Source organism: Aurantibacter sp. UH7 (genome assembly GCF_056839165.1).
Genome location: NZ_CM166388.1, coordinates 4,225,258 through 4,247,463, shown reverse-complemented (window position 1 = coordinate 4,247,463; position 22,206 = coordinate 4,225,258). Strand labels below are relative to the sequence as shown.

At 34.3% G+C, this 22,206-nt stretch carries 18 protein-coding genes; 2 read left to right on the top strand and 16 right to left on the bottom strand.

Going from position 1 to position 22,206, the window contains the following annotated elements; translation table 11 throughout:
• The first annotated feature begins 215 nt into the window (after positions 1-215).
• Complete coding sequence (locus tag UH7x_RS18015) at positions 216-3,614, top strand: LamG-like jellyroll fold domain-containing protein (RefSeq protein WP_482361316.1); 3,399 nt, start codon at positions 216-218, stop codon at positions 3,612-3,614.
• 323 nt (positions 3,615-3,937) lie between these two features.
• Here the strand turns inward: UH7x_RS18015 and UH7x_RS18010 are convergent, their stop codons facing one another.
• The 13 genes from UH7x_RS18010 to UH7x_RS17950 form a co-directional block, all read right to left on the bottom strand.
• Positions 3,938-4,897 (bottom strand): T9SS type A sorting domain-containing protein, encoded by a 960-nt coding sequence (locus UH7x_RS18010; RefSeq protein WP_482361315.1) that lies wholly within the window; start codon positions 4,895-4,897, stop codon positions 3,938-3,940.
• A gap of 81 nt (positions 4,898-4,978) precedes the next feature.
• A complete protein-coding gene (locus UH7x_RS18005) occupies positions 4,979-5,416 on the bottom strand; it encodes a hypothetical protein (RefSeq protein ID WP_482361314.1) in 438 nt (145 codons plus the stop codon).
• Positions 5,417-5,619: 203 nt separating this feature from the next.
• Positions 5,620-5,964 (bottom strand): 5-carboxymethyl-2-hydroxymuconate Delta-isomerase, encoded by a 345-nt coding sequence (locus UH7x_RS18000; RefSeq protein WP_482361313.1) that lies wholly within the window; start codon positions 5,962-5,964, stop codon positions 5,620-5,622.
• 53 nt (positions 5,965-6,017) lie between these two features.
• On the bottom strand, positions 6,018-6,842 hold the full coding sequence (locus UH7x_RS17995) for an SDR family oxidoreductase (RefSeq protein WP_482361312.1): 825 nt from the start codon (positions 6,840-6,842) through the stop codon (positions 6,018-6,020).
• 13 nt (positions 6,843-6,855) lie between these two features.
• Positions 6,856-7,350: an anthrone oxygenase family protein gene (locus UH7x_RS17990; protein ID WP_482361311.1), complete on the bottom strand. Its 495-nt coding sequence runs from the start codon at positions 7,348-7,350 to the stop codon at positions 6,856-6,858.
• A gap of 4 nt (positions 7,351-7,354) precedes the next feature.
• Positions 7,355-7,756 carry a DUF5367 family protein gene (locus UH7x_RS17985; protein WP_482361310.1) on the bottom strand — a complete coding sequence of 134 codons (402 nt, stop codon included), beginning with the start codon at positions 7,754-7,756 and terminating at the stop codon, positions 7,355-7,357.
• 117 nt (positions 7,757-7,873) lie between these two features.
• The gene (locus tag UH7x_RS17980) at positions 7,874-8,728 is read right to left on the bottom strand and encodes a helix-turn-helix transcriptional regulator (RefSeq protein ID WP_482361309.1); all 855 of its coding nucleotides are present in this window, start codon (positions 8,726-8,728) and stop codon (positions 7,874-7,876) included.
• A gap of 442 nt (positions 8,729-9,170) precedes the next feature.
• Entirely contained in the window at positions 9,171-10,988 is a 1,818-nt protein-coding gene (locus UH7x_RS17975) for a pyruvate kinase (protein WP_482361308.1), read from the bottom strand.
• A gap of 95 nt (positions 10,989-11,083) precedes the next feature.
• On the bottom strand, positions 11,084-12,337 hold the full coding sequence (locus UH7x_RS17970) for a purine-cytosine permease family protein (protein WP_482361307.1): 1,254 nt from the start codon (positions 12,335-12,337) through the stop codon (positions 11,084-11,086).
• 22 nt (positions 12,338-12,359) lie between these two features.
• The gene (locus tag UH7x_RS17965; RefSeq protein ID WP_482361306.1) at positions 12,360-13,802 is read right to left on the bottom strand and encodes an aminoacyl-histidine dipeptidase; all 1,443 of its coding nucleotides are present in this window, start codon (positions 13,800-13,802) and stop codon (positions 12,360-12,362) included.
• Positions 13,803-15,074 carry a cytosine permease gene (locus tag UH7x_RS17960; RefSeq protein ID WP_482361305.1) on the bottom strand — a complete coding sequence of 424 codons (1,272 nt, stop codon included), beginning with the start codon at positions 15,072-15,074 and terminating at the stop codon, positions 13,803-13,805.
• Between the two features lie 3 nt (positions 15,075-15,077).
• Complete coding sequence (locus UH7x_RS17955; RefSeq protein ID WP_482361304.1) at positions 15,078-16,127, bottom strand: 2,5-dihydroxypyridine 5,6-dioxygenase NicX family protein; 1,050 nt, start codon at positions 16,125-16,127, stop codon at positions 15,078-15,080.
• Between the two features lie 83 nt (positions 16,128-16,210).
• Complete coding sequence (locus UH7x_RS17950) at positions 16,211-18,526, bottom strand: TonB-dependent receptor (RefSeq protein ID WP_482361303.1); 2,316 nt, start codon at positions 18,524-18,526, stop codon at positions 16,211-16,213.
• 127 nt (positions 18,527-18,653) lie between these two features.
• On the opposite strand from UH7x_RS17950, the gene UH7x_RS17945 reads away from it, so the two are divergent.
• Entirely contained in the window at positions 18,654-19,883 is a 1,230-nt protein-coding gene (locus tag UH7x_RS17945) for a hypothetical protein (protein ID WP_482361302.1), read from the top strand.
• A gap of 34 nt (positions 19,884-19,917) precedes the next feature.
• Here UH7x_RS17945 and UH7x_RS17940 read toward each other — a convergent pair whose 3' ends face one another.
• The 3 genes from UH7x_RS17940 to UH7x_RS17930 form a co-directional block, all read right to left on the bottom strand.
• Complete coding sequence (locus tag UH7x_RS17940) at positions 19,918-20,691, bottom strand: 3-keto-disaccharide hydrolase (RefSeq protein ID WP_482361301.1); 774 nt, start codon at positions 20,689-20,691, stop codon at positions 19,918-19,920.
• A 150-nt stretch (positions 20,692-20,841) separates the two neighbouring features.
• On the bottom strand, positions 20,842-21,321 hold the full coding sequence (locus UH7x_RS17935; RefSeq protein WP_482361300.1) for a DUF4625 domain-containing protein: 480 nt from the start codon (positions 21,319-21,321) through the stop codon (positions 20,842-20,844).
• Positions 21,322-21,378: 57 nt separating this feature from the next.
• Positions 21,379-22,197 carry a DUF4625 domain-containing protein gene (locus UH7x_RS17930; RefSeq protein ID WP_482361299.1) on the bottom strand — a complete coding sequence of 273 codons (819 nt, stop codon included), beginning with the start codon at positions 22,195-22,197 and terminating at the stop codon, positions 21,379-21,381.
• Positions 22,198-22,206: the final 9 nt, after the last annotated feature.

The window sequence follows — 22,206 nt, the reverse complement described above, 5'->3', positions numbered from 1 at the left end:
TGAATAATCGTCTGTTTTACCTCGCTAAGAAATTAATAGGCTTTCAGTTTAATATGATATCTCGCCTCTTACCTTTTAACAGAATTACACAACACTTTATCGACGTTTCACATACAAAAAGTGACAACTGACAACAAATCAATATTTGTCCGAATCTTATTACAACGCTTTTATCGTAGGTATTACTAACCTATTTAATAAACCCCCCGAATCGAATGATTTCACTATTTGAAGTAGAAAAAAAGGCGCCTTATTTTAAAAATCAAATCTTACCATTTAAACTAATCCTAACTGTGCTATTTTTTAGCTGTAGTAGTACTGCAATTTTTGCTCAGGAAAACAACTACAAAGTCATGGAAGTTGTTGAAGTCGAATTCGAGACTCAACAACAATATGATAATGCCTACTTAGATGTAGATGTTTGGGTTGAATTAAGAAAATCTGAGTCAACAAATGAGGTATATCGTATTCCAATATTTTGGGATGGAGAAAACATTTTTCGTGCTCGATTGGTTGCTACCTCTCCGGGAAACTGGACATGGAATATTATTAATGCAACCGTTCAGAATTTAGATCCTGCCTTTATTGATAAAGGAGGTTCTTTTACTGCCACTGAAGCCGATGTTACCGCAAATGCTAATAATCATGGATTTATAAAGGTTTCGGATAATAAACGAACTCTGGAATATACCGATGGTACCCCCTATTTTTATACTGCAGATACTTCATGGTCCGCACTTACCGAAGTATTTGATTATAGTAATGCAAATAATATTACTGGAATCTCTTTTCAAAATTATATTTTGGCCAGAAAAAACCAAGGGTTTAATGGTCTAAATGTAATTGCTAGTTTTCCTGATGATACTTATCTGGAAAATTTGGATAGAAACCTAGATAGACCTGGTACTAAAACTGGTTTGTGGTCGACTAAAACATGGGGTAAGAAAATAGGTCCTGATGGAGCTACGCCGTTTGAAATGAAAAAGCAAGGACAATCTGTGACCGATAATCTTGAAGAAGTCGACTATAAAATGATTAATCCTAAATATTGGCAATCGGTCGATGAGCGAATGCAATTTTTGTCAGACGAAGGTTTTGTTACTTTGTTTGAATCTGTTAGACGTCATGAACGTTGGCCGTTTCGAACAGATGCATCGGAAAAAGATGCCTTCTACAACTATGTGCGTTACCTATGGGCTCGTTATGGTTGTTATAACATGATTTTTAGTTGGGTACACCATGATACCAATTCCGGAAATGTCTATCCTAAATGGCAGGAGTTGGTCAGTCATGCGAATAGTAAGTTGTATGAAAAGATTGGTGACTACAAAATGCCTTATGGTCAACCTAGAACCGCAATGTCCTATAACAGCTCTCTCACTAATTGGCAAAAGGACGTACCTAATGCCCTGGACCTACAAAACGTAAGTAATTCTGGCAGAGATGAAAAAATGCACCGATGGCTGAATGATATATATGATAATGTGGAACAACCTGCCCTTAATTTGGAACCATTTTATCCTGGTTGGGGTTTGCATTCAAATAATGAAATCAATCCAGGAAAAAATGATATCACTATGGCACAAATGCAGATGTATGGATCCGTACTAAGTGGTGGTCTTGCAGGGCATGCTTGGGGAGATGCTTGGTATGCAGGTGCAGCAGCTTCAACAAATAGGAGCCTGGAGGATGGAGGTACAATTGTGCCAAAGAACGACCCACAGGTCAATGCATTAACACGATTTGATTCTCAAGCGATGGGAAATCTAAAAAACTTTATTTTAGATACTGGTCACGAATATGGTCGATTGATACCAGCAGCAGATACACATTTAAGTGACAGCCAAGATTTTGTACACACCTTGGCTATTTCGGATGATGAAGAATTTGCATTGGGATTCTTTGCCAGTGATTCAAGTTTTAACCCCGCAGCACTGCCAACAATAACGAACTTAACATCCTTAAAAACCTATCTTTTTGAATGGTGGAATGTGACCACCGGAAAGTGGACATCTGCAGGTAAAATTGAAACGGACGATGATGGCATACTTCAACCTCCTTCAGTACCAAATAATGATCGATCAAATAGTTGGGCATATCGTATTCGATCAGAAGCTTATATCGGTGATGAAATTATAGATGAAGTTGTTGACGAGCCAACGAACAATTTTGCACTCCGAATTAACGCTGGCGGTGATGAAATTCTGAAAGATGGAAATGTTTTCTCAGCTGATACTTTTTTTAATACAGGTAATACACTAAATAGACCACAGACGAATCTCGAAGATCCTTACAAAACATTTAGATACAGTCGTTCACAAGAGATGAGTTACGATATCGCTTTAGAAGATGGCGAATATACGGTGCTGCTCCATTTTGCAGAACTTTGGTTCGGGGCTACTGGAGGTGGTAATGGTGGCGATGGCTTAAGGGTTTTTGATGTACGCATGGAAGATAACTTGGTTGAAGATAATCTTGATGTTTTTGCCGAAGTTGGTGCAGAAACTTTATTAACGAAAACATACACTATTACAGTTACAGATGGACAATTAGATATCGATTTTTCTTCACTGGCTTCTGATGGTGGAAATAGACACCCTATTATAAATGCTATCGAAATCTTAGTAACTGAAGTTGTAGATATACCAGAAGAAGAAGAAGAAGAAGAAGAAGAAGAAGAAGAAGAAGAAGAAAAAGTGAAAAATGAATTAGACGAATTGATTGGACATTGGCCTCTTGATGAACAAAATGGAATAAATGCCAACGATGTTAGCAATAAGGGCTTAGTTGGAAGGCTTAAAAATGGCTTAACCTTCGATACACATAAAACAGATGGACATATTGGGAGTGCCGTGTATTTTGACGGATTAGACAAACGAATTAGTCTACCTGATATTGATAATAACTTACAATCAGGATTATCTGTATCGGCTTGGGTAAACCCTAGCAACGCAGAAGGAGGGTATCAAGGTATTGTTGGTAGTTCTACATCTGGCGGGTTTATGATGTTCATTAAACAAAACAAATTGGCGTTTAAGGTAACTACAAATGAGAATGGTAAAAAGCTTGTTAGTGCTGGAAACATTCAAAACAATAGCTGGCAAATGATTACTTGTACCTATGATGGGGATACTATGCAATGGTATATAAATGGTGAAAATGTACATAGTGAATCATTATCTGGCACCATAAAAGATAAGGATGAAGCTTGGTTGGGATGGTCTGGCTGGGGAGAAGAATTTTTTGAAGGGGATATGGATGATGTGCGGTTATTTAACAAAGCACTAACGGAAGAACAAATATTCACTATGTATGAAAATCATATTGTTGTTAATGAAACTGATAATTTGAGTGCTAAAGAAGAATCTTCAATTGTAGAAGGTGCACAGGCATTTGCTTATCCTAATCCAACTGTCGGAAGGTTTAAAATATCAGGCTTGTCCTCTGGTATTAAAAACATTACGGTATTCGATTTTGCGAGCGATGTGCTTATTTCTTTAGAAAGTAATCAAACTGAACCAGAATTAGACCTTTCTGCATATCCTAATGGCATATATATTATTAGAGTACTACAAAACGGATTAGAGCAAGCCTTTAAAGTAGTAAAGGAATAAAGGCTTTATAGTTAAGTATAATTATAAACCTCGGTATTTTTGCCGAGGTTTTTTTTGATTATTTATCAAATATTATGATTGAAGTTCAATGCATTTAGGCATGGTGTAATCTTTTCGGTAAATCATATATCCTCTTCTAAAAAAATAAATCGACATAAAAATAGCTAAAGTAGACCTTTAAAAATGTAAAAGAACGTGCACCTCATGTTTCTGGTATTCAAATGATATTTTTTAAAGACCCCACATCGTAATACTTCATAAGTTGATTTCTTTGAAAATTATAAAAAAGAATTTTTTGATAATAGTACTTATTTAAAAGCTCTTTATTTATGCTTAACAATTTTTTCCATGTATATATCACCCGAAGCTAAATGTTGTAAAGAAACTATGTACATTCCTGCAGAAAGACTACTCATATTAAGTTCGAAGGTAGTTTCGTCAGTCTCCACCCTCTTGATGATTTTTCCGTTCAAATCAATTATTTGAATGTATGATTTAGAATCAATGCCTTCAATATATACAATATCTGAGGTAGGATTAGGATACATTCTAATATCCATGTGGCCTATAGGCATATTTTCTATTAGTACTTCACCATTGATATTGTAAACAGCAATTACAGGCGGTCTTGCATAGGTTCCTTGTTCGGTGTCCCCTTTTTGAATAGAAACATAGAGATTTCCGGTACTGGGGTCAAAACTAGCTCCACCAATTCCTTTTGAGCCGTTGGACTGAAATGGTGTTTTAAATTTTCCAAAATCGTATGGCCTCACTTCATATGCTAATAGGTTTCCGTTTTTTACGGCAACCAAATCATTCATATCCCAAAGCCAATAATATTGATAGTTGTCAGCGGCTTCAGGTGTACAATATCCACCGCATAAATTGCCATTATCTTGCGTACATTTATAACAAACCCCACTTACGTGCCCGCCACTTTTCCCTAGCGTTAAATAGGTTCTTGTTCCGGGGACGATAAAACCGTAGGTTGCTCTTGAAAGGTGTGTCCAGATATTATTGGACCTTGAATCATTACTAAGGTCTTTGTTCAATGGGTTTGATAAACTAAAATCTAATAAAGTGTTCGTCTGTATTGTGTTATCTGCATTGAGCAAGGTGTTCATTTTAAAGGAAAAAGCTGAAGGACCAACACTTGTTCGTGAAATTATAGGTATGCCGCTCGACTGACCAGTAATATGTGTGCCTTCCAAGATATCTTGCCATACTTCAGGGATGGGAGATATCCAACCAGAAGTATGCCCAGCTCCCCCTTCAAAACTCAAATAACCGTCTACTGAAGAGGATTCTATTTTATTTGCCTCGTTTATAATAAGTGTCGAGACTGTATTATCAGCTGGGGCATCTTAGTACTCATAGGCGTTGATAATTAGTTTTCCTTGCCCCTCATGATTAACATAAGAAAGCCCCCCTATAGTATTAATACCCTCTGGGTTGCCATCGGTAGTTTTGGATAGTACTTGGCTAAAAACTTGAATAGGGTTATTTACCATATTCAATTCTGAAAGTACTTCACTTTTTACAATTTCTGGTATCGTATATTCTGCAATGGCCTGTTGGTGGTTGTGCCCTACTATAAAAAGTGAATTGTTTTCATAATTATATGCAATAGGACCTTCTGAATAATTTAAATTAGATACACCGTTCTCATTTGCTGATATACGGAAAGCACCTTCATATGTAAGTTGTGATATATTGAATAGCGGAAGTTCCTCAATACCTTGAGAATATAAGTAGTTAAAGCATGTAGTAAAAATTATTAAAAAACGAATTCCTCTTTTCATGTGGCAATGATTTTAGTGAAATTGGCTTCTAAATAGCTATGAGCTTTTAGGTTATCCTATTCATAACGCACACATAAACAGTATGTTGTTTGAAAGTACTTTACACTAATCGTATTATGACAAACATTACATGAGCTAGTAAAGATTTCAAAAAAAGATTAAATGAGTAAAAAGTTTGATTATTTCATGTACTCATCAATAATTTAAACCATGGATTTATTACAATAAGTAGATTTCTCAAAATCCCTGACATTCATAGAAATAATTGGAACATTTGGTAACAATGATTTCAGTGCTACTATAATTGATTTAGAAAGTATTGCTTTTTGATTGGTAGTTCTTCCCTCCATAATATTAGCAAAAACATGAAGAAAATCGTCTGTAGTATTGCCAATTGTATAATGTTTGTAAGGGTTAAGTCTTACTTTTATATCACCTTTATCAAAAAGACTACTGGCATCAGCAGTTTCATAGACTTTTTGAATAATATTAATGGGAGAATTTATGCTAATAACATGTTCTGAACAATCGATTACAAAATGTGGCATAGATTTATTTTATTATATATTAATGTTCGTTTTTTGATGGAGTCGTTAATGATTTATAAATTCCAAATGCCTGTAGTTGCTGTCTCTCTTATATAATCAGAAATGTCCTTTGGTTTTCTACCAAGTATATACTCAATGTCATTGGTGATTTCTGAATTATTAGGATTGCCCAAAACTTCGGTAAATAAGTATTCTATTAACCAAATATAATTATCGGGTACGTCTTGTTGTTTCATAATATTAGTATAGGCGGATATTGTAATTGGGGTAAATGTGATATCTCTTTCAGTTTCTTTAGAAATTGCCGCTATTACCTCTTTAAATGTGAGTCTCCTTGGCCCGGTTAATTGATAGATTTTACCGGTATGCTTGTCATTTAAAAGTACCGCTACAGCTACATCAGAAATATCATCCGTATCTACGTAAGGTACTTTTATAGCTGATTGAGGTAAAGCGACATGACCTTTTTGTATAGGCTCTAAAAAGAAACTCTCACTAAAATTTTGATTAAACCAACTTGCACGAACAATCGTATAATCAATTCCAGAATGAATAACCAGCTGCTCGCACATTTCGGCCTCTCTTTCTCCTTTACCCGATAGCAATACTAGTTTTTTAATATTAGCATTTTTAGCGCACTTAGTTAAAGCTTCGATAGCTTCTAAAGCACCTGGAACGGCTAAGTCTGGCTGGAATGTTATATAAACCTTGTCCATTCCCTGTAGTGCAAATGACCAACCTTCTGGTTTATGCCAATCAAAGGCAGGTGATGCAGATCGAGAACCAATTCTTACGTTGTGTCCTTTTTTAATTAATTTGTTTACTACTTTTCGGCCAGTTTTTCCTGTGCCACCAATGACTAAAATATTTTCTTTCATGATTATTTTTTGATTAATTTTTATTAAAAAGACTTATAATTAATAATAGAAATGACAAACAAGAGCTAAGTGTTCTTATTAGATGAAGCGCATTCCATTTAATTTCAAAATCAGCACGTAAAATGTTTAACTCTTCTGAACTAATGTTCCTTAAAATTGTTTTATCCAACATTTCATTTAAAGGCACATTACCAAAAATGGTAACGAGTGCCACTCCAAAAACATAGAGTATAGTTGCAATTACTAGAAGCCATATGATTTGGTTGGTTGCTGATTTAAATAAGAAGAGATTTATAATATTCAATACTACTGGACCAAAGAATACCACAAAGAATGTTCGATTTAAGATACTTCTATTCATTTGTTGAAAGGCACTTAAATAGCCGAAATTGTCTAATCGCGCCAATCCTGTTGTTATGCTATTGGTCCAAGTAAAGCATAATCCAGCAGAAAGCCCCGTGAGCAATATTAGGCTTGTAAATACAATGTTTTGTAATGTAATTTCCATCGTGCTACTTTTTTAAAGTGTTTAACTTAGGATAAACTTTAGCATAATAATACAGAGCTGCAACCACTAGAAACTCTAATGCTATAATCCAAAATTCAAGTGCAGTAAAAAAGCTATAATGATTACCTCCATTCGGAATTTCAACTAAGGGCACAGTAATAATAGCATCTAAAACAACACTTGTAAGTAGCATAGTCTGCCCAACCCTAATGCCATGTGTTTTATTATCTTTCTTATAATAATATTTAGAACCTAGCCATACTAAGGGCATTACAGCTATAAAAAGCACTGTATTTGCTTGTATTGACGCATCTTTAATTAGGGTTATAGAATGAGAAAGTGAATAGAGTAAAACAGCAATTATCCAAATTGCAACTCCTGTTAAAATTGCTCGTTTTGTTTTCATGTCTTAATAAGTTTTAATTATAAGACAAATGTATCGTGACAATAAAATAGGAACTTATTTGAAAAGGATTATAATTTGTTCGAAAAGAAGCAATTTCTCAATAATGAGATTTTTATATTATTTAATTTGGCTAGGTCTATATCCAAATTTTTTCTCAAAAGCATTAGAAAATGAGCTCAAGCTGTCATAACCAACATGCCAAGCAGCTTCCTGTACTGTAGACCTTTGATTACGAATCATTTTATGAGCTATTGTTAGGCGTTCGTTTTGAAGATACTTAAACACGGGAACACCAAAAAAAGCTTTAAACTCTTTCTTTAGTTTAAAAGTATTTAAACCAATCTGCTTAGATATATCACTTAAAGAGGGTGGATTATCAATATTTTCTAGTAGAATATCTTTAGCTAAATTAAGTTTTTTGCGTTCAGGAGATTTTATACTCTGAGTTTTTAAAGTGGCTAATTGACCAAAAAAATGCGATAGCAAAACTGTTATTTGGCTCCTAAAAAACATCATTTTAGTTTTGCCTTCATATTTAATATTAAATATCGAATCTACGATAGTCTGCATTTCGGGGGTCATTATAAAACTAGGTCCTTCTACATAATGATCTGAAGGATTTACCAATTGATTGAGCAATTCACCAAACAACTCCCCTTCTTGGTTTGGAAGGCTTTCTATAGCTTTTGCAGAGGTTGCTATGACTAAGCATTCTAATGGGTTTGAAGCAAGAACAGAATGTATAAACTCTACTTTTTCATTGGCATAAAAAGACAAGGCTAGTCCTTTTGTATGATTAAATACCTTTTTTTTGTTTCCATATTTCACAGTTAAATCAACATTTCCTGAACCATAAAATGCCACGGCTATCAATGGTTCATCAAAGAAACAAGAGTCTATTGTTACCTCATTTACCTTGGCTTCTTCAACCAAAATAGTGAAATCGTTTATATCTATTATATCTCTCGTCATATGGTACACTGTAAATTTAATAAATATTCATTGGTTAAGTTTTAGTATAAAAGTGATATTACAGGGATACTTTAATGGATAATTTTATTTGATTACTATACAGGTCTATATAAACTACATAAGGTGACTAACAAAACCCAAAATAAAAGTCATGAATTGTCGACGTTGTGCTAATCTTCAAGAATCCATTTCGAATGAAAATTAGTATTCTAGAATCTCAAATTATTTGGAAACATTTTTAGGCTGCAACCAAAAAGTAGAAGTTATTGCTTAGATGGTCGAATTTGATATTGCATTTGACCTATACCCAAATATGGAAATGATTTCTTTTAGGCTAAAAATGTTTTATTTCCATTCACTTTGAGAATACTTATAAATCTGCTCTATTAAAAGTTCTGAAATTTTTGAAGTACTTAGTAAGTACGCTATAACTATTCTTTAATTATAGCCTTTCAATCCGCGGTAGCATAGTCTCATTTTTTTCTTGGTAGTCTTCCATATTCGAAAGTATGTTGTTCAAAAGTTGAAGTACCTCTTCCATATAAGGACCTTTATTAAGCATTATACATTCTGCTTGCAATGAGGTTACCACATCCGTTATTTCAGATCTTGAGGGCAATCCATTTTTTGCAAAGTTTTCCAATACTTGAGTTGCCCAAATTACGGGAACATGGGCCGCTCCACATAAAGATAAAAGTTCGTGTTGCACTTTACCAATATCTTTCCAACCAGTCTCAACAGCTAAATCTCCGCGAGCAATCATTACCCCCACATTTTTTACTTGCATTGTCTCGAGTAGAATTTCCTTTAAATTGTCGAAAGCAAATTTTGTTTCTATTTTAAGAATGATTCCTAAACTATTAAGTACACTATGTTTTTCTAGCTCCTTTAATAATTCTTGAACATCCTCTTTGGAATTTACAAAAGAGAAATTTACAATATCTGCATTTTCAGCAACGAACGATAAATCTTTCTTGTCCTTTTCAGTGAGTCCGCTAATACCCAAATTTGTATTGGGAATATTCATCCCTTTTTCCGCTTTCAACTTTGCCCCTTTTACTGAAGCCCTAGTTATAAGGACCTCAAAACTATTTTTGTTAGTGCGTTGAACTTTACCCTCAATCTTACCATCATCAAACAACACTAAATCTCCTTCCTTAACTTTGTCGAAAATACCAGGAAACTGACATGGAATATGTGCCTTTTCAATACAAATACCGTTTTCATCAAAAAGGGCCGAACTACCAGTAATACCTGTGTCAGTAATTGTTAAGATATCATCTTTAAAAAGTACTACTGCTTTTTCTATTTCGGGCAAATCACCAATGGTAGCAGTTATATTTTGTTTACTGTTTTTTATACTTAGTCCTGTTTTAAAATAAACAGTTTTATTTGTCTGAACGGTTACACCATTTTCATAAACATGGGTTACTTCAAGTTTTCTTTTTTTGTTTCGTGCATCGTTAATTGTAAGCTTATCCCCTATTTTTAATTCTCTTATCCTATCCGCCTGTAATGGAATTGTATTTAATTTCGAGGCTTCTGTTTGCGTAGAAACTAATTCAATTTCGGCCTTTCTAGAAACAGTACCATCATCATTTCTTACCGGTTTGTACTTCACAATTCTTTCACCTGGTTTTACAACTCCTGTACGGATTTTAGGACCACCTAAATCCATTGCAATTTTTATAGACACACCAAGTGCTTCTGAAGCTTTTTTTACATTTTTTATAATACGTAACCAAATCTCCGGAGTATCATGCGCACAATTTATTCTTGCACAGTTCATACCCTTGGTTGCTATATTATAGACTAATTCATAGTTATTTGCGGCCTCCGATGGCATGGTTACCATAATTCGAACTCTGCGACCTACTGAGGGTTTTCCAAAAAGGGCTTCTGTTTTTAGGTGTAAGAGAGCTTTGCTTTCATTGCGTGATAGTTGCGCTGTATCTACTGTATCCGTGGTATTTGATGATACACAGTATAATATATGTAGGACCTTAACAATACTGTCTTCCATATGTCCTTGGGCATTAGCAAAACGACTTAAACTTAAATTTGCTAATTGTCTTTGACTCTCCCTAAAATCTGTAGACCTAAATTCATGGTAGTGTACAAGATTTAAAGCACTTATTTTATGTTGAGGATGTATTTTTTCTAATTGACCTTTAGTTTCTCGCCCTTTCTGCCTGATATTTGCAAGAATATCCTCTAGTTTTTTTATTAGGCTAGCTATTTCAGTGGGATTAAAATGCATTGGTATTCTTAATTATAACTTTCCTGTTAGGTTTTGTAATTAACAATTTAGGGCTAATTATTCGGGAGTTAGGTTTAATACCATAAAATTCAATCTTATTTAAAAATAGTTTTCCAATTAAAAGCTAAATAGAGAACCCCTCCAAGTAAGAAAGAATCGATAAAATAAGCATGGGTCAACTGAAAGACGTCTAGATAGGTTAATAAAGTAATAATCGTGCTTAATCCCCAACTAATAAAGGCCGATGGTTCCCAATCTGTAATCTCATTTAACTCGTAACGTTGCTTCTTTACCCAGAAAAAGTTGACAATATAAATTGCTGAAATTGAGGGTGCGATAACACCCAACAAATTCAAAAAATCGAAAAGATATTGCGAGAATTCAAGTAATGCTAAGCCTATACCAAAAACACTTGCAAAAATCACTATTTTCCGAAATAACCATTCTGTTTTTATTGTAGAAAACGTCAATACTGTAGAATACAAGTTACTGGCATTTCCTACCCAAGTTGACACCAGCAAAAGCGCAAATGCAGGTACTATTAATCCGAATTGCTGCATCACTTTAATAATATCAACTTCGCCAGTTTGTATAGAAGGTATAGCGCTAAATATCAAAGCAGCTGGAAATCCAATTGTAATACCTAAAACAGCAATCATACTTTGTTTGTCATTATAAACGAATCTTGAAAAATCGGCCATCATTACTGGAAAAAGTATTGAAGAACCTACTAAAATAGAGGTGGCTTCAAACAATGTCATTGTTGGATTTTTTGGCACCCATTTAAATACTTCAAGAAAAGTCATACCATTTTCAAAGGAGACATAAATTACATAACATAAAAAAAGGGTCAAAAACGGTACGGCAATATTCGCTAGTTTTTCCAGACTCTTAATTCCGAAGAAAGTAGTGGCAGTAATTAAGGCTCCCATAATAATTACTATTGGCCATTGGGATAATTGTAGTGATAAGGTATTTAAAGCAGTATCTACCACTGCGACGGACAATAGTTCTAGCGCCACCGAAAACCAACCTAATAAAGTAACTCCGAAAATTAAATTTATGATTTTCGCCCCCTGTTTTCCGAAACTAAAATGAAGAATCATATATGTAGAAAGTCGAGAACGATTACCGATTTTGGTGGTGATTAAACACATAATAGTAAGTACTAAAGTAGAAAGCCCAAAAGCCCAAAGCGCATTTTTAAAACCAACACTTAAGGCTACTTCGGAACCCAAAAATAGAATAGGAAGGGTTAGGCCAGTACCAGCTATAATTATTGCTATAAGCCACCCAGAAGTAAAATCTTTCGATTGTACTTTTGTGTTGGTATATTGGTTATCGGCCATTCTATTTATTTGATAAAACTAATTATAAGTTCTTTAATACTTCCGTAAGAAACCTCCAGAATTTTTGGGTTGAACTAATTTGCAAACGCTCTTCCGGAGAATGAGCACCAAGTATATTTGGGCCAAAAGATATCATTTCCATGTCAGGATAGGTTCCAGATAGAATACCAGTTTCTAATCCTGCATGTATAGATTTTACATTCGGTTTCTTACCGTTCAATTTTTCGTAAATGGCTACAGCCGAATGCAAAAGTTCACTCTGAGGGTTAGGTTCCCAACCTGGATACGGACCTTTTTCAAGAACTTCGCTTTGGTCAAAAATGTGACTAATGGCGTCTATAATTTCGTTCCGTTCTTTGTCTACAGAACTTCTAGCATGACAAGCGATTGTATACTTCCCTCCTTCTATATTAATAATAGAAATATTGTTGGAGGTCTGCACCAATTCCGGCATTTTAGGGGTAACAGAATATACCCCATTTGGAATTTTCATCAGTCCAGTTAGTACGTAGTCCTGCGTTTTCTTATGCATTACAGATAAGGTAGTGGCCTTATTTGTTGTTGTAATCGTCAAGTTAGGGTCAGTTACTTTGTACTGCCCCCGCATCCTCTTTTCTAAACGGGCCAGTTCACTATTAAATTCAGCCATTACAATAGTTGGTATTGCAATTATAGCAGAACAATCTCTTGGAATTACATTTGTTAGTGTACCTCCTTGTATAGATTGTACTCTACAACCGAACTTAGCAGTTAATTCTTGTAAGCATTCTGCCATTACTTTGATAGCATTGGCACGATTAAGATGAATATCTACTCCCGAATGCCCTCCTACCAAATTACCAATTGTTAAGGTTCGCATTTTATAGGTAGATGCGTTCAAAATTTCGGTAGTATAACTCCCGATAATTTCTACATCAGCACCGCCGGCACAACCAATGGTAATTTCATCGTCTTCCTCTGAATCGAGGTTCAATAATAATTCCCCTTTTAATTGATGTTTTGTTAAGGCCATTGCACCTGTCATTCCCATTTCTTCATCTATGGTAAAAAGCGCTTCTATGGGTGGATGAACCAAATCGTTTGAAGATAGTACGGCCATTATTGCAGCAGACCCAATACCATTATCCGCACCTAATGTAGTTTCTTTAGCCTTTACCCAATCTCCTTCAACGTACATATCTATGCCTTGGGTGGCAAAATCAAATTTAGACCCGGCTTCCTTTTGGTGTACCATATCTAAATGGGCTTGCAATACAACCGTTTTATGGTTCTCTTTTCCTTCAGAAGCATGCTTTTTTATAATGACGTTTCCTGTGGCATCTACACTGGTTTCTAACCCCAAAGATTTTCCAAAGGCAATCATAAATTGAATGATTTCTTCTTCTTTGGTAGAGGCTCTTGGTATTGCATTAATTGCTGAAAAATGTTGCCAAATTGCATTAGGTTTTAACTCGTTAAGTACCATTTACTTGATTATTTTTTTAAGAATGAGATATAAAATGAAAGCGACTAAAAAGGAATCAAAAAACGATATGGTAGTCAAGGTCATATAATCGTATGCTCCCAAATACGCAACAATGCAGGCTACAATCCAACTGATACCAGCTGCTAAGTCAAAATTGGGAAGACTATCAAAGTCATCCAAATCATATTTTTGTTTTTTCACAAAAAAGAAATCTGCTATAAAAATTGCCGATACTGGTGGAATAAAAATACTGGAAACGTTCAGAAAATCAATAAAATAACTAGTTACGCCGGCTACAGCTAATACAGTCCCGATAACACTGGCAACAATACCAATTCTCCAATTTCCCTGCTTCGTAAATATAGTAGAAAAGGTAAGTACTGTAGAATAGAGATTAGCAGAATTAGTAGTCCATGTAGAAAATATTAAAATGAGCAAAGCTGGGAGCGTTAAACTCAAGCCAATCATGATTTTCATGATATCGATTTCGCCCGTAGTTAAACTTGGAATACCACCTGCCAAAAGTACAATAGGAAAACCTAAAGTTAATCCAAGAACAGCCAAGAGACTATCCTTATCTCTTTTTGCAAAGCGCGTATAATCAGGCATTAGTACAGGTGTTAAAATCGCCATGCCTACTACTGCCGATATAGCTTCTCTAATACCAATTCCACCAGAACCTTCAATAGAAACAATAACGTTCCATTCGCTACCTCCAATAGAAGTAAATAGCACAAAAATCATAAAAATCAACAACAACGGTACCGAGATATTAGATAGTTTTTCCATTGCCTTAATACCGAAAAGTGCGGTCAAAGTCATTAACAGACTACCTATGATAATACTTATCCAAGCTGGAAAATTCCAACCTAAAAGTTGGACAAAGGCATCATTTAGAGAAGTTCCAAAAATCTCTATGGTTACGGCGAACCATCCTAGTAACGTAATCCCAACAATAACATTAATAAGCTTTGCCCCTATTTTTCCAAACGGAAAATGCAAAAGCATATAGGTAGAAAGACGGGTACGATTACCGATAATTGCTGTGACACCACAAAGTATACTCAGCACCAGGCAAACACCTAAAAATATCCAAAAAGCGGTATTTATACCAACCGACTGAGTCACTTCTGCACCTAAGAACAATACGGGTAAGGTGATACCTATACCAACAATTATACCCGCAATACGAATGCCATGAACGGTCTTGTCTTCAGGTACTTTGGTTCTAGAATAATCATCTATTTTATGTTGTTGGTCGGAATCTGACATTATTTAATTACCTATCAATTTATCAGCTAAAGGTTTTAATTCTGGATGAACATAAACACCATCATCTACAATCTTAATATCATCTAAATATATACTAACCTTACCAACAATACCATCAAAATGTGATTTTGCAACTTGACCAAACGGAGGCATATCCATTGGGCTTGTATGTCCAAAGCCAAAATCTACACCACCCCAAATACGTTCATCTTCAACCACCTCGCCACACATTTGTCGTACACTAGGATTAAGTCCAAACATATTATGTGAAATCTTGTACATATTTGGGTCATCAAAAGAAGCAAGATAGTTTTTAAAATTTTCAACTTCAGAAGGTGTTCCCGTGACGTCAGCAATCGCTCCGTCTTTCATTTCAAATGCTAGCTTATTTTCCGTACCATAAACATTAGCATTCATTAATAAATCAAAAGCTATGGTGCCATTCATACTCCCTATTTTAGGAACAATATTTACATAACCAGGAGCTGTACCAAATTTTGGTTTTGAAAAATCGCCATCGTCTATATCAAATGAATAATTAAGATCAATATCATAAGAAACATCAGTACCATTATCGCTAGTAATATGAATTGTTTTGCAATCTAAAACCATTTCTCGAACTTTATTTAGCATTATTCCTAACTCTGGTACGCTATACCCGGTAAATGTTCGCATTAATGAAGGCGTTGTAGAGTCTGCAAGAATTAAATAACGAAGTTTTTTGTTATTCTTAAAAGCATTTTCCCAAATATCGGAATAAAGTAATATGGTAGAATTACACTCTAACCAGACGTCTACAGTACTCAGGGTGGCTGTAAGTGTTTCAGCAGGCCAATCATTTATTCCAGCTTGTCCATCTTCTTTCGCTTTCGGTGTCCAAATTAACAAACATTTTCCACCAGCTTCATTTGCAGCATCAAAAAATGCTTGCATTAATTCTGGGTCAGAACCTGAGTCCGCAGTAATTGCGACTGATTCACCTTCTTTTACCTGGAACATATCTTTTAAAATGACATCTGCCACTTTTTTACTATCTGAACTATATGTAATCATAATTTTTTTAATTTAGAATTGATGGAATTAAAAAGAGGGAAAAACGGACATTGCATTCCCTCTTTAGCTAATTCAAACTTATATTAGAAACTTATTGAAAAGGTGGTGCCAACCGTAGCAGGTGTTCCTCTCCAACCGAAACCAAAGTCAGAATACTCTAAATAATATTGTTGATCTAAAATGTTTCTGGCCCAAAGTGATAATTTCATATTATGGTATGACAAGGTTGCTTGAGCATCTAATAACTGATAGGCATCGGATGTGAAATCAGCCGCGTTCGAATCTTCCCAATAAATTTTGCCGGTACCATTATAATTAACGCTTAAATCTATTGTTGTTTTTTCGTTTAATGGAATGTTTGATGCTAGGCCTAAATTGAAATTATTTTGAGGCACTAATGAAGTGTTGTTGTCATTAAACTGATTTAAATCTCTTTCATCTCCATTCACGCCACCTGTTGAACCACCTTCCTTAATTGTAGATTTTACAAATCCATAGTTAAAAAGTAAATCTAGATATTTGGAAAGCCTAGTCTTAGTGTCAATTTCGAAACCTACGATTGTACTTTTGTCATAATTAAAATTACCAGGTGTGAAATTGTCTAATGTTATTGCAAATTGCTGTCTGTTGGTAAAGTCTGAATAGAAGACTGAACCGTTTAATATAAAGCGGTCGTTCCAAGAAGAAGTTTTAAATCCTACTTCAAAATTATCAGAAAATTCACCTTTAAAATCTCTATTAAACAATGGTGTTGCGACAGGGTTAAAGCCTCCTGAACGATACCCACGACCATAATTGGCATAAAGTAATAAGTTCTTTGAAGATTGATATGATAATGAGACTTTTGGTTGAAGTACATTTTCTTTTTTCTCATCGGTTTGAACATTTAGCCGATCTTCGAGGTCAAATTTGTCACTATCGAATCGTAGGCCAGCTGAAGCAGTTAACTTATCTGTTAATTTATAATCGAAAAAACCAAATAAGGCAATTGTATTAAAAGTAGCCGTATAATCGGTAACAGCCCATTCATCACTAAACAATAAATCGCTTTGAAAAAATGAGCGTTCCACATTTTGGTAGAAGCCACCTAGACTCCAATCAAATTTGGTATCTGTTTTTCTATTAGTAACCCGCAATTCTTGGTTAAATGACTTCGTATTGTTGAATTCCCCTTGATCAAGAACAAATACTGGAGTAAAATCTAAATCACCAATAGTTGAGCGATCCACATCATTATAAGAAGTGATACTTTGAAATTTCACGTTGTCAGTATTGTATTCTAAATTAAGATTGGTGTAAAAGTTTTTCATATCAGATGCTCCAAGAATATCTTGTGAGATAACATTGTTGCCATCTTCTGGGTTTGGATTAAGATATGTTGTAAACCCTTCAGGGTTAGCAGCATCTTCTGGACTTATTGAATAATATGTAGCCCCACCATCTGAATTTATATATTGAGCGGTTACATTCGCCTTGAATTTAGGAGAAAATTTGAACATCAATTGCCCCCTAAGCGTTAGTTCTTTTCTAAAGTCTACCTTTTCATTTAGAAATTCATTAGTTAATAATCCATCGAAATTTTTATATTGAGTAGAAGCTCTATAAAAAACTTTGTCTTTACTAATAGCGCCAGATGAAACAAAGCCAGCAGTAAGGGCGTTACCATTACCATACCCCAATGTTGCTTTATTTTTCATGGTATTTGTGGGTTCTTTTGAATAAATATTTATTGCTCCACCAATTGCATTTTTACCATATAGCGCACCCTGTGGACCTTTCACAACTTCTATTAAGGCCAAATCAAATAATTCTTGATTCAATAAACTTGGATCTGCTATGGTTACACCATCAATTACAAAAGCTACCGGAGCATCAGAATTTCGAATTTGAGGTATACCTCTTATTATTAGAGAATTTACACCAATAGCTTGACTTTCACTTAATTTAAGATTTGGAACGAGGTTGGCAAAATTGGCTACATTATTAATGTTTTGCTTTTCAATACCGTCACTATTAAAAGCTGTAACAGATTCGGGAGTTGTTTGAATAGATGCGGTACGTTTTCTCGATTTACCCATAACCCCAGTAAAACCTTGCACAACAACTTCGTCTAAAGCTTGGGCATCTTCCTCCATTGCAATATTGATAGTGGTATCATCACCTATGGTAATCTCTTGAGTTTTGAAGCCAATATAGGATAGTTCAAGTATAGCACCTAGAGCAGCAGAAATTTCAAAATTACCATTAAAGTCAGTGGTTACACCATTTGTAGTTCCTTTTTCAACAATGTTTACACCAGGTAAAGCTTCAGAGCCGTCGGTAATAACTCCGCTAATTGTTTTTTCTTGACTCCAACTCAAAAGAGGAAATAGTAATAAAAGTACAAGTAGTTTTTTCATAAGTTCTAATTATTAAAGAGTTAGCTGTTATTATTATTTCGATAAAAGTAGAAATTGATGATTATTTATGTTTCCTTTTAATTATTAAGAAATTATTTAATAATTTTAAATTTAATATTCGGAATTTATGTATAAATCAGAATCCAGTTCAGTTTCTCTTATTTCAGAATACTTTGGGCTGTTGTTAAAAGAAATAAAAGATAGGTTTAAAGAAAAGCATCAATTAAAAAAGCTTCCGAAATCAATGCAGTTATATGGTTATGGAAATTACGACTCTAATAAACCAAATTTAAAAGCTGATTTTGAAAGTTTAGGAAGTGATTTTATAAACGGTAAATACTTATATGATAAAACAAGAGATTTTCATACTGATAGACCAGTCATAAAAATTAATCAATATTATAAGTCAATCATATTATTGTATTTAGGGTATGACAACATTCAAGAATTTTTTGATAAGAATAAACTTGAAAGCGAAAGTGAAAAAAAGCAGCATAATTTAATTTATGATCAGACAGATACTAAGACATATTATTATCTAAACTACTATTTCGGGGAAGATAATTTAATGCAAAAAGGAAAAACCATCATTACTAACAATTGGAAAAAAATTAAAAATATATACCGCTACAAACAAAAAGATGGTGCCTACAAAGAGTACTACGACTTCGGAACAATATCTAAAAGAGAAGATACTATTCATATCAAAAATAAGACTTTGTTAAATGGTAAATTGGTAGAAGGTGCAAGCGAAATATTTTATATTGGGCAGAACAACCCTTCACATCTGGATTATTTAGTTGGAACGTATACCACCTTTGATATTTACAATAATACCGTTGCTGGAAGATGCATACTTGAAAAATGTAATTCAGAAGAGGAAATAGACCGGCGTATGAATACCTCCGAGATACCTGCATACATTGCAATGGAAATTAGAAACCAACGCATTGTTAATAAAGCGATTGTACCGAAGCATTATTTAGAACTCTCTAAGGATAGTCCTTATGCCGCCATTTATGAAAGATTAGCTGGTACTTATAATATAACTTTTAACATAGATAGTGATCGCAATGAAAAGTTTAACTTCAAGATTTTAGCCGATAATTATAAAATGATACCATTAGATGAAAATGTTTATTTTCGAAGGGATAGACTTGTTCTTTTAAATAGAGGTTCAATAGTATATTTTAGTTTTGTCTTTACCGGAATGATTGCATTTGACTGCGTTGATATTTATCTTAAAACCTATTATATAAGGGAGGGGAATAAAATACAAGAAGGTGTTTTTAGTGGAATCGACAATGAGAATAGATTGGTAAATGGGTCTTTGAATATAGAATTTACAGAAGCATGAAAACAGATATCTTGCTAATAAAATATACTATAAGCTAAAATTCTCTAATTTTCATATTACGGAACCAAGACTCAAAATACCAATTTTGAAGTGCAATTTTACCTTTGGTAACTTTACCGAAACCTGGTGCGTCTTTAAACTTTGAATTAGCTATTTTATTTTTCCATGTTATGGAGTTTATTTCTTCTTCGGCCGTAAGTATACCATTGAGATAGAACTGAATTTTTCCATTTTGTTGTATAATTCGCGTCGTATTCCATTGCCCAACTGGCTTGGCTTCAACGGTATTTAATTGTGGCGATAATCCCCATATGGTACCAGGTCTTTTTAAGGGAGTTTTGGTATCCATATGTTCTGGTTCTAATAACTGATACTCAACACCAGTGTTGTAAGTAGCCTTATATTCTGGTGACTCCTGAACATTGATAAACACCCCACCGTTTCCTCTGAGTGCCATTTGCCAATCGAATTGTAGCTCATAGTTTTCAAATGTTTTATCCGTCACTAAGTCTCCAAATATTTTACTTTCATCCGTAGCATTACAAAAGAGCATGCCATCTTGCACTTTCCAAGCGGAGAATCCAGTGGAATCTGGTTTATTAAATAAATGCCAACCATTTAGAGATTCACCATCAAAAAGTAAGCTCCAACCTTGCTCTTTTTCTATATCTAACAATTGATTGTGTACTTTATTTTTAATGGCCAGTTCTTTGGAACGTGTAATCTTAAAATCCTCTTTTTTTTCTGACTTACAAGAGGTGATAACTAACATTAATACTACTGAAACACAAAAGAAAGTTCTTATCATTGGTAATATTTACTATAGATTTTTGATGAATGTCTACAAATTAAATAAAAGAACTAAAGTAGTGAATTCAGGCAAATGATATATGTGTTCTATTATTCTTTAGTTGCCAGAGTATTTATAGCTACTTCCTTAAAAAATTTCAACGTTATCTTATTCCACAATTTTTATATCAATTGATGTTCTACTTTGCCAACCGGTTGCATCGGTTACCGAATATGCACAATGATAATCACCAATTTCAGCATCCGTAGGAATAGTTACAGGAATATTGATTTCATAACTAGTTAAATTACCTTCTATGGTATAGTTTTCAATAAATATTAAAGGGTTTGTTGCTTGCTTTAAAGCATCTAAAGTACATTCCGTTACTTGGTCATCATGTGTATGATGATCAAAATTATGATGAATATCTATACTATACGAGGCTAATGCACTATTGTCAGTAACCATTGCTTTAAAATTATAGGTTTTTCCACTTGTTAGCAGCGCACAACCTTGAGGAAAACCTCCTGTATAATTTACGCTTATGGTTGGTTTCTCTTCATCTATTTCAACACCACTATCATCGGAGCATGCTGTTATTAATGACATAAGAGAAAAAAAGTATAAATATTTTAATTTTGACTTCATTATATAAGATTTAAAACCGCATAGCATAGTTAATACTATGCGGTATTATTTATTTAATTATGCAGTAATATCAATATGTGTTTCATATTCCGTGGTGTTACCATCTTCATCTTCAACAGTAAATATTAAATGATATTCTCCTGCTGGCGCGGTAGCAGGAACATCTATATGTTCATGAAATTCTGCTTCTGTTTCTTCATGATATCCATCCAAGAATTCCACTTCATAATCCCACTCTACTTCTCCCTCTGCTGGTGTAAGACCATGAGCATGAACATCAACAGTAATTTTGTGTATGCCGTGTGCTGCTTCAATCATAAACTCAACGTGGAAATCTTCCCCTCTAGCGACCGTTTCATCCATTTCAAAACCACTAATTGTAATGGTGTCCATAATTTCAACATGTCCTTCTACTTCTGTGCTATTCCCTAATTCATCAGTTACTAAAAATTCAATATGATATTCTCCTACTGGAATATTTGCAGGAATATCTATATGTTCATGGAATTCAGGATTAATTACCAAATATTTAGCATCCGTATATACTTGTTCAAATTCCCAATCTACTTCATCCCCTGAAGCTGTTACTTCATCTGAATGAATAGAAACGGTAATGCTACTTACAGTGGCTTCGGCTGTAATCTCTGCTTCTAAATGAATGTCTGAACCTCTATAAGCATATGCTTCTTCTGATTCATGGTCATGATCTTCATCTTCGTCATGATGGCCTTCACCATATTCAAAATCTGAAATTACTGGAGCAGCCAATGTAACTGCCACATCATCATCATCACTACTACACGATTGGAAAAATAGTCCGATAGAAGCGACGATTGCTAAAAATTTAAAATTTGATTTCATACTAATTGTTTTCATAGTGTTTAA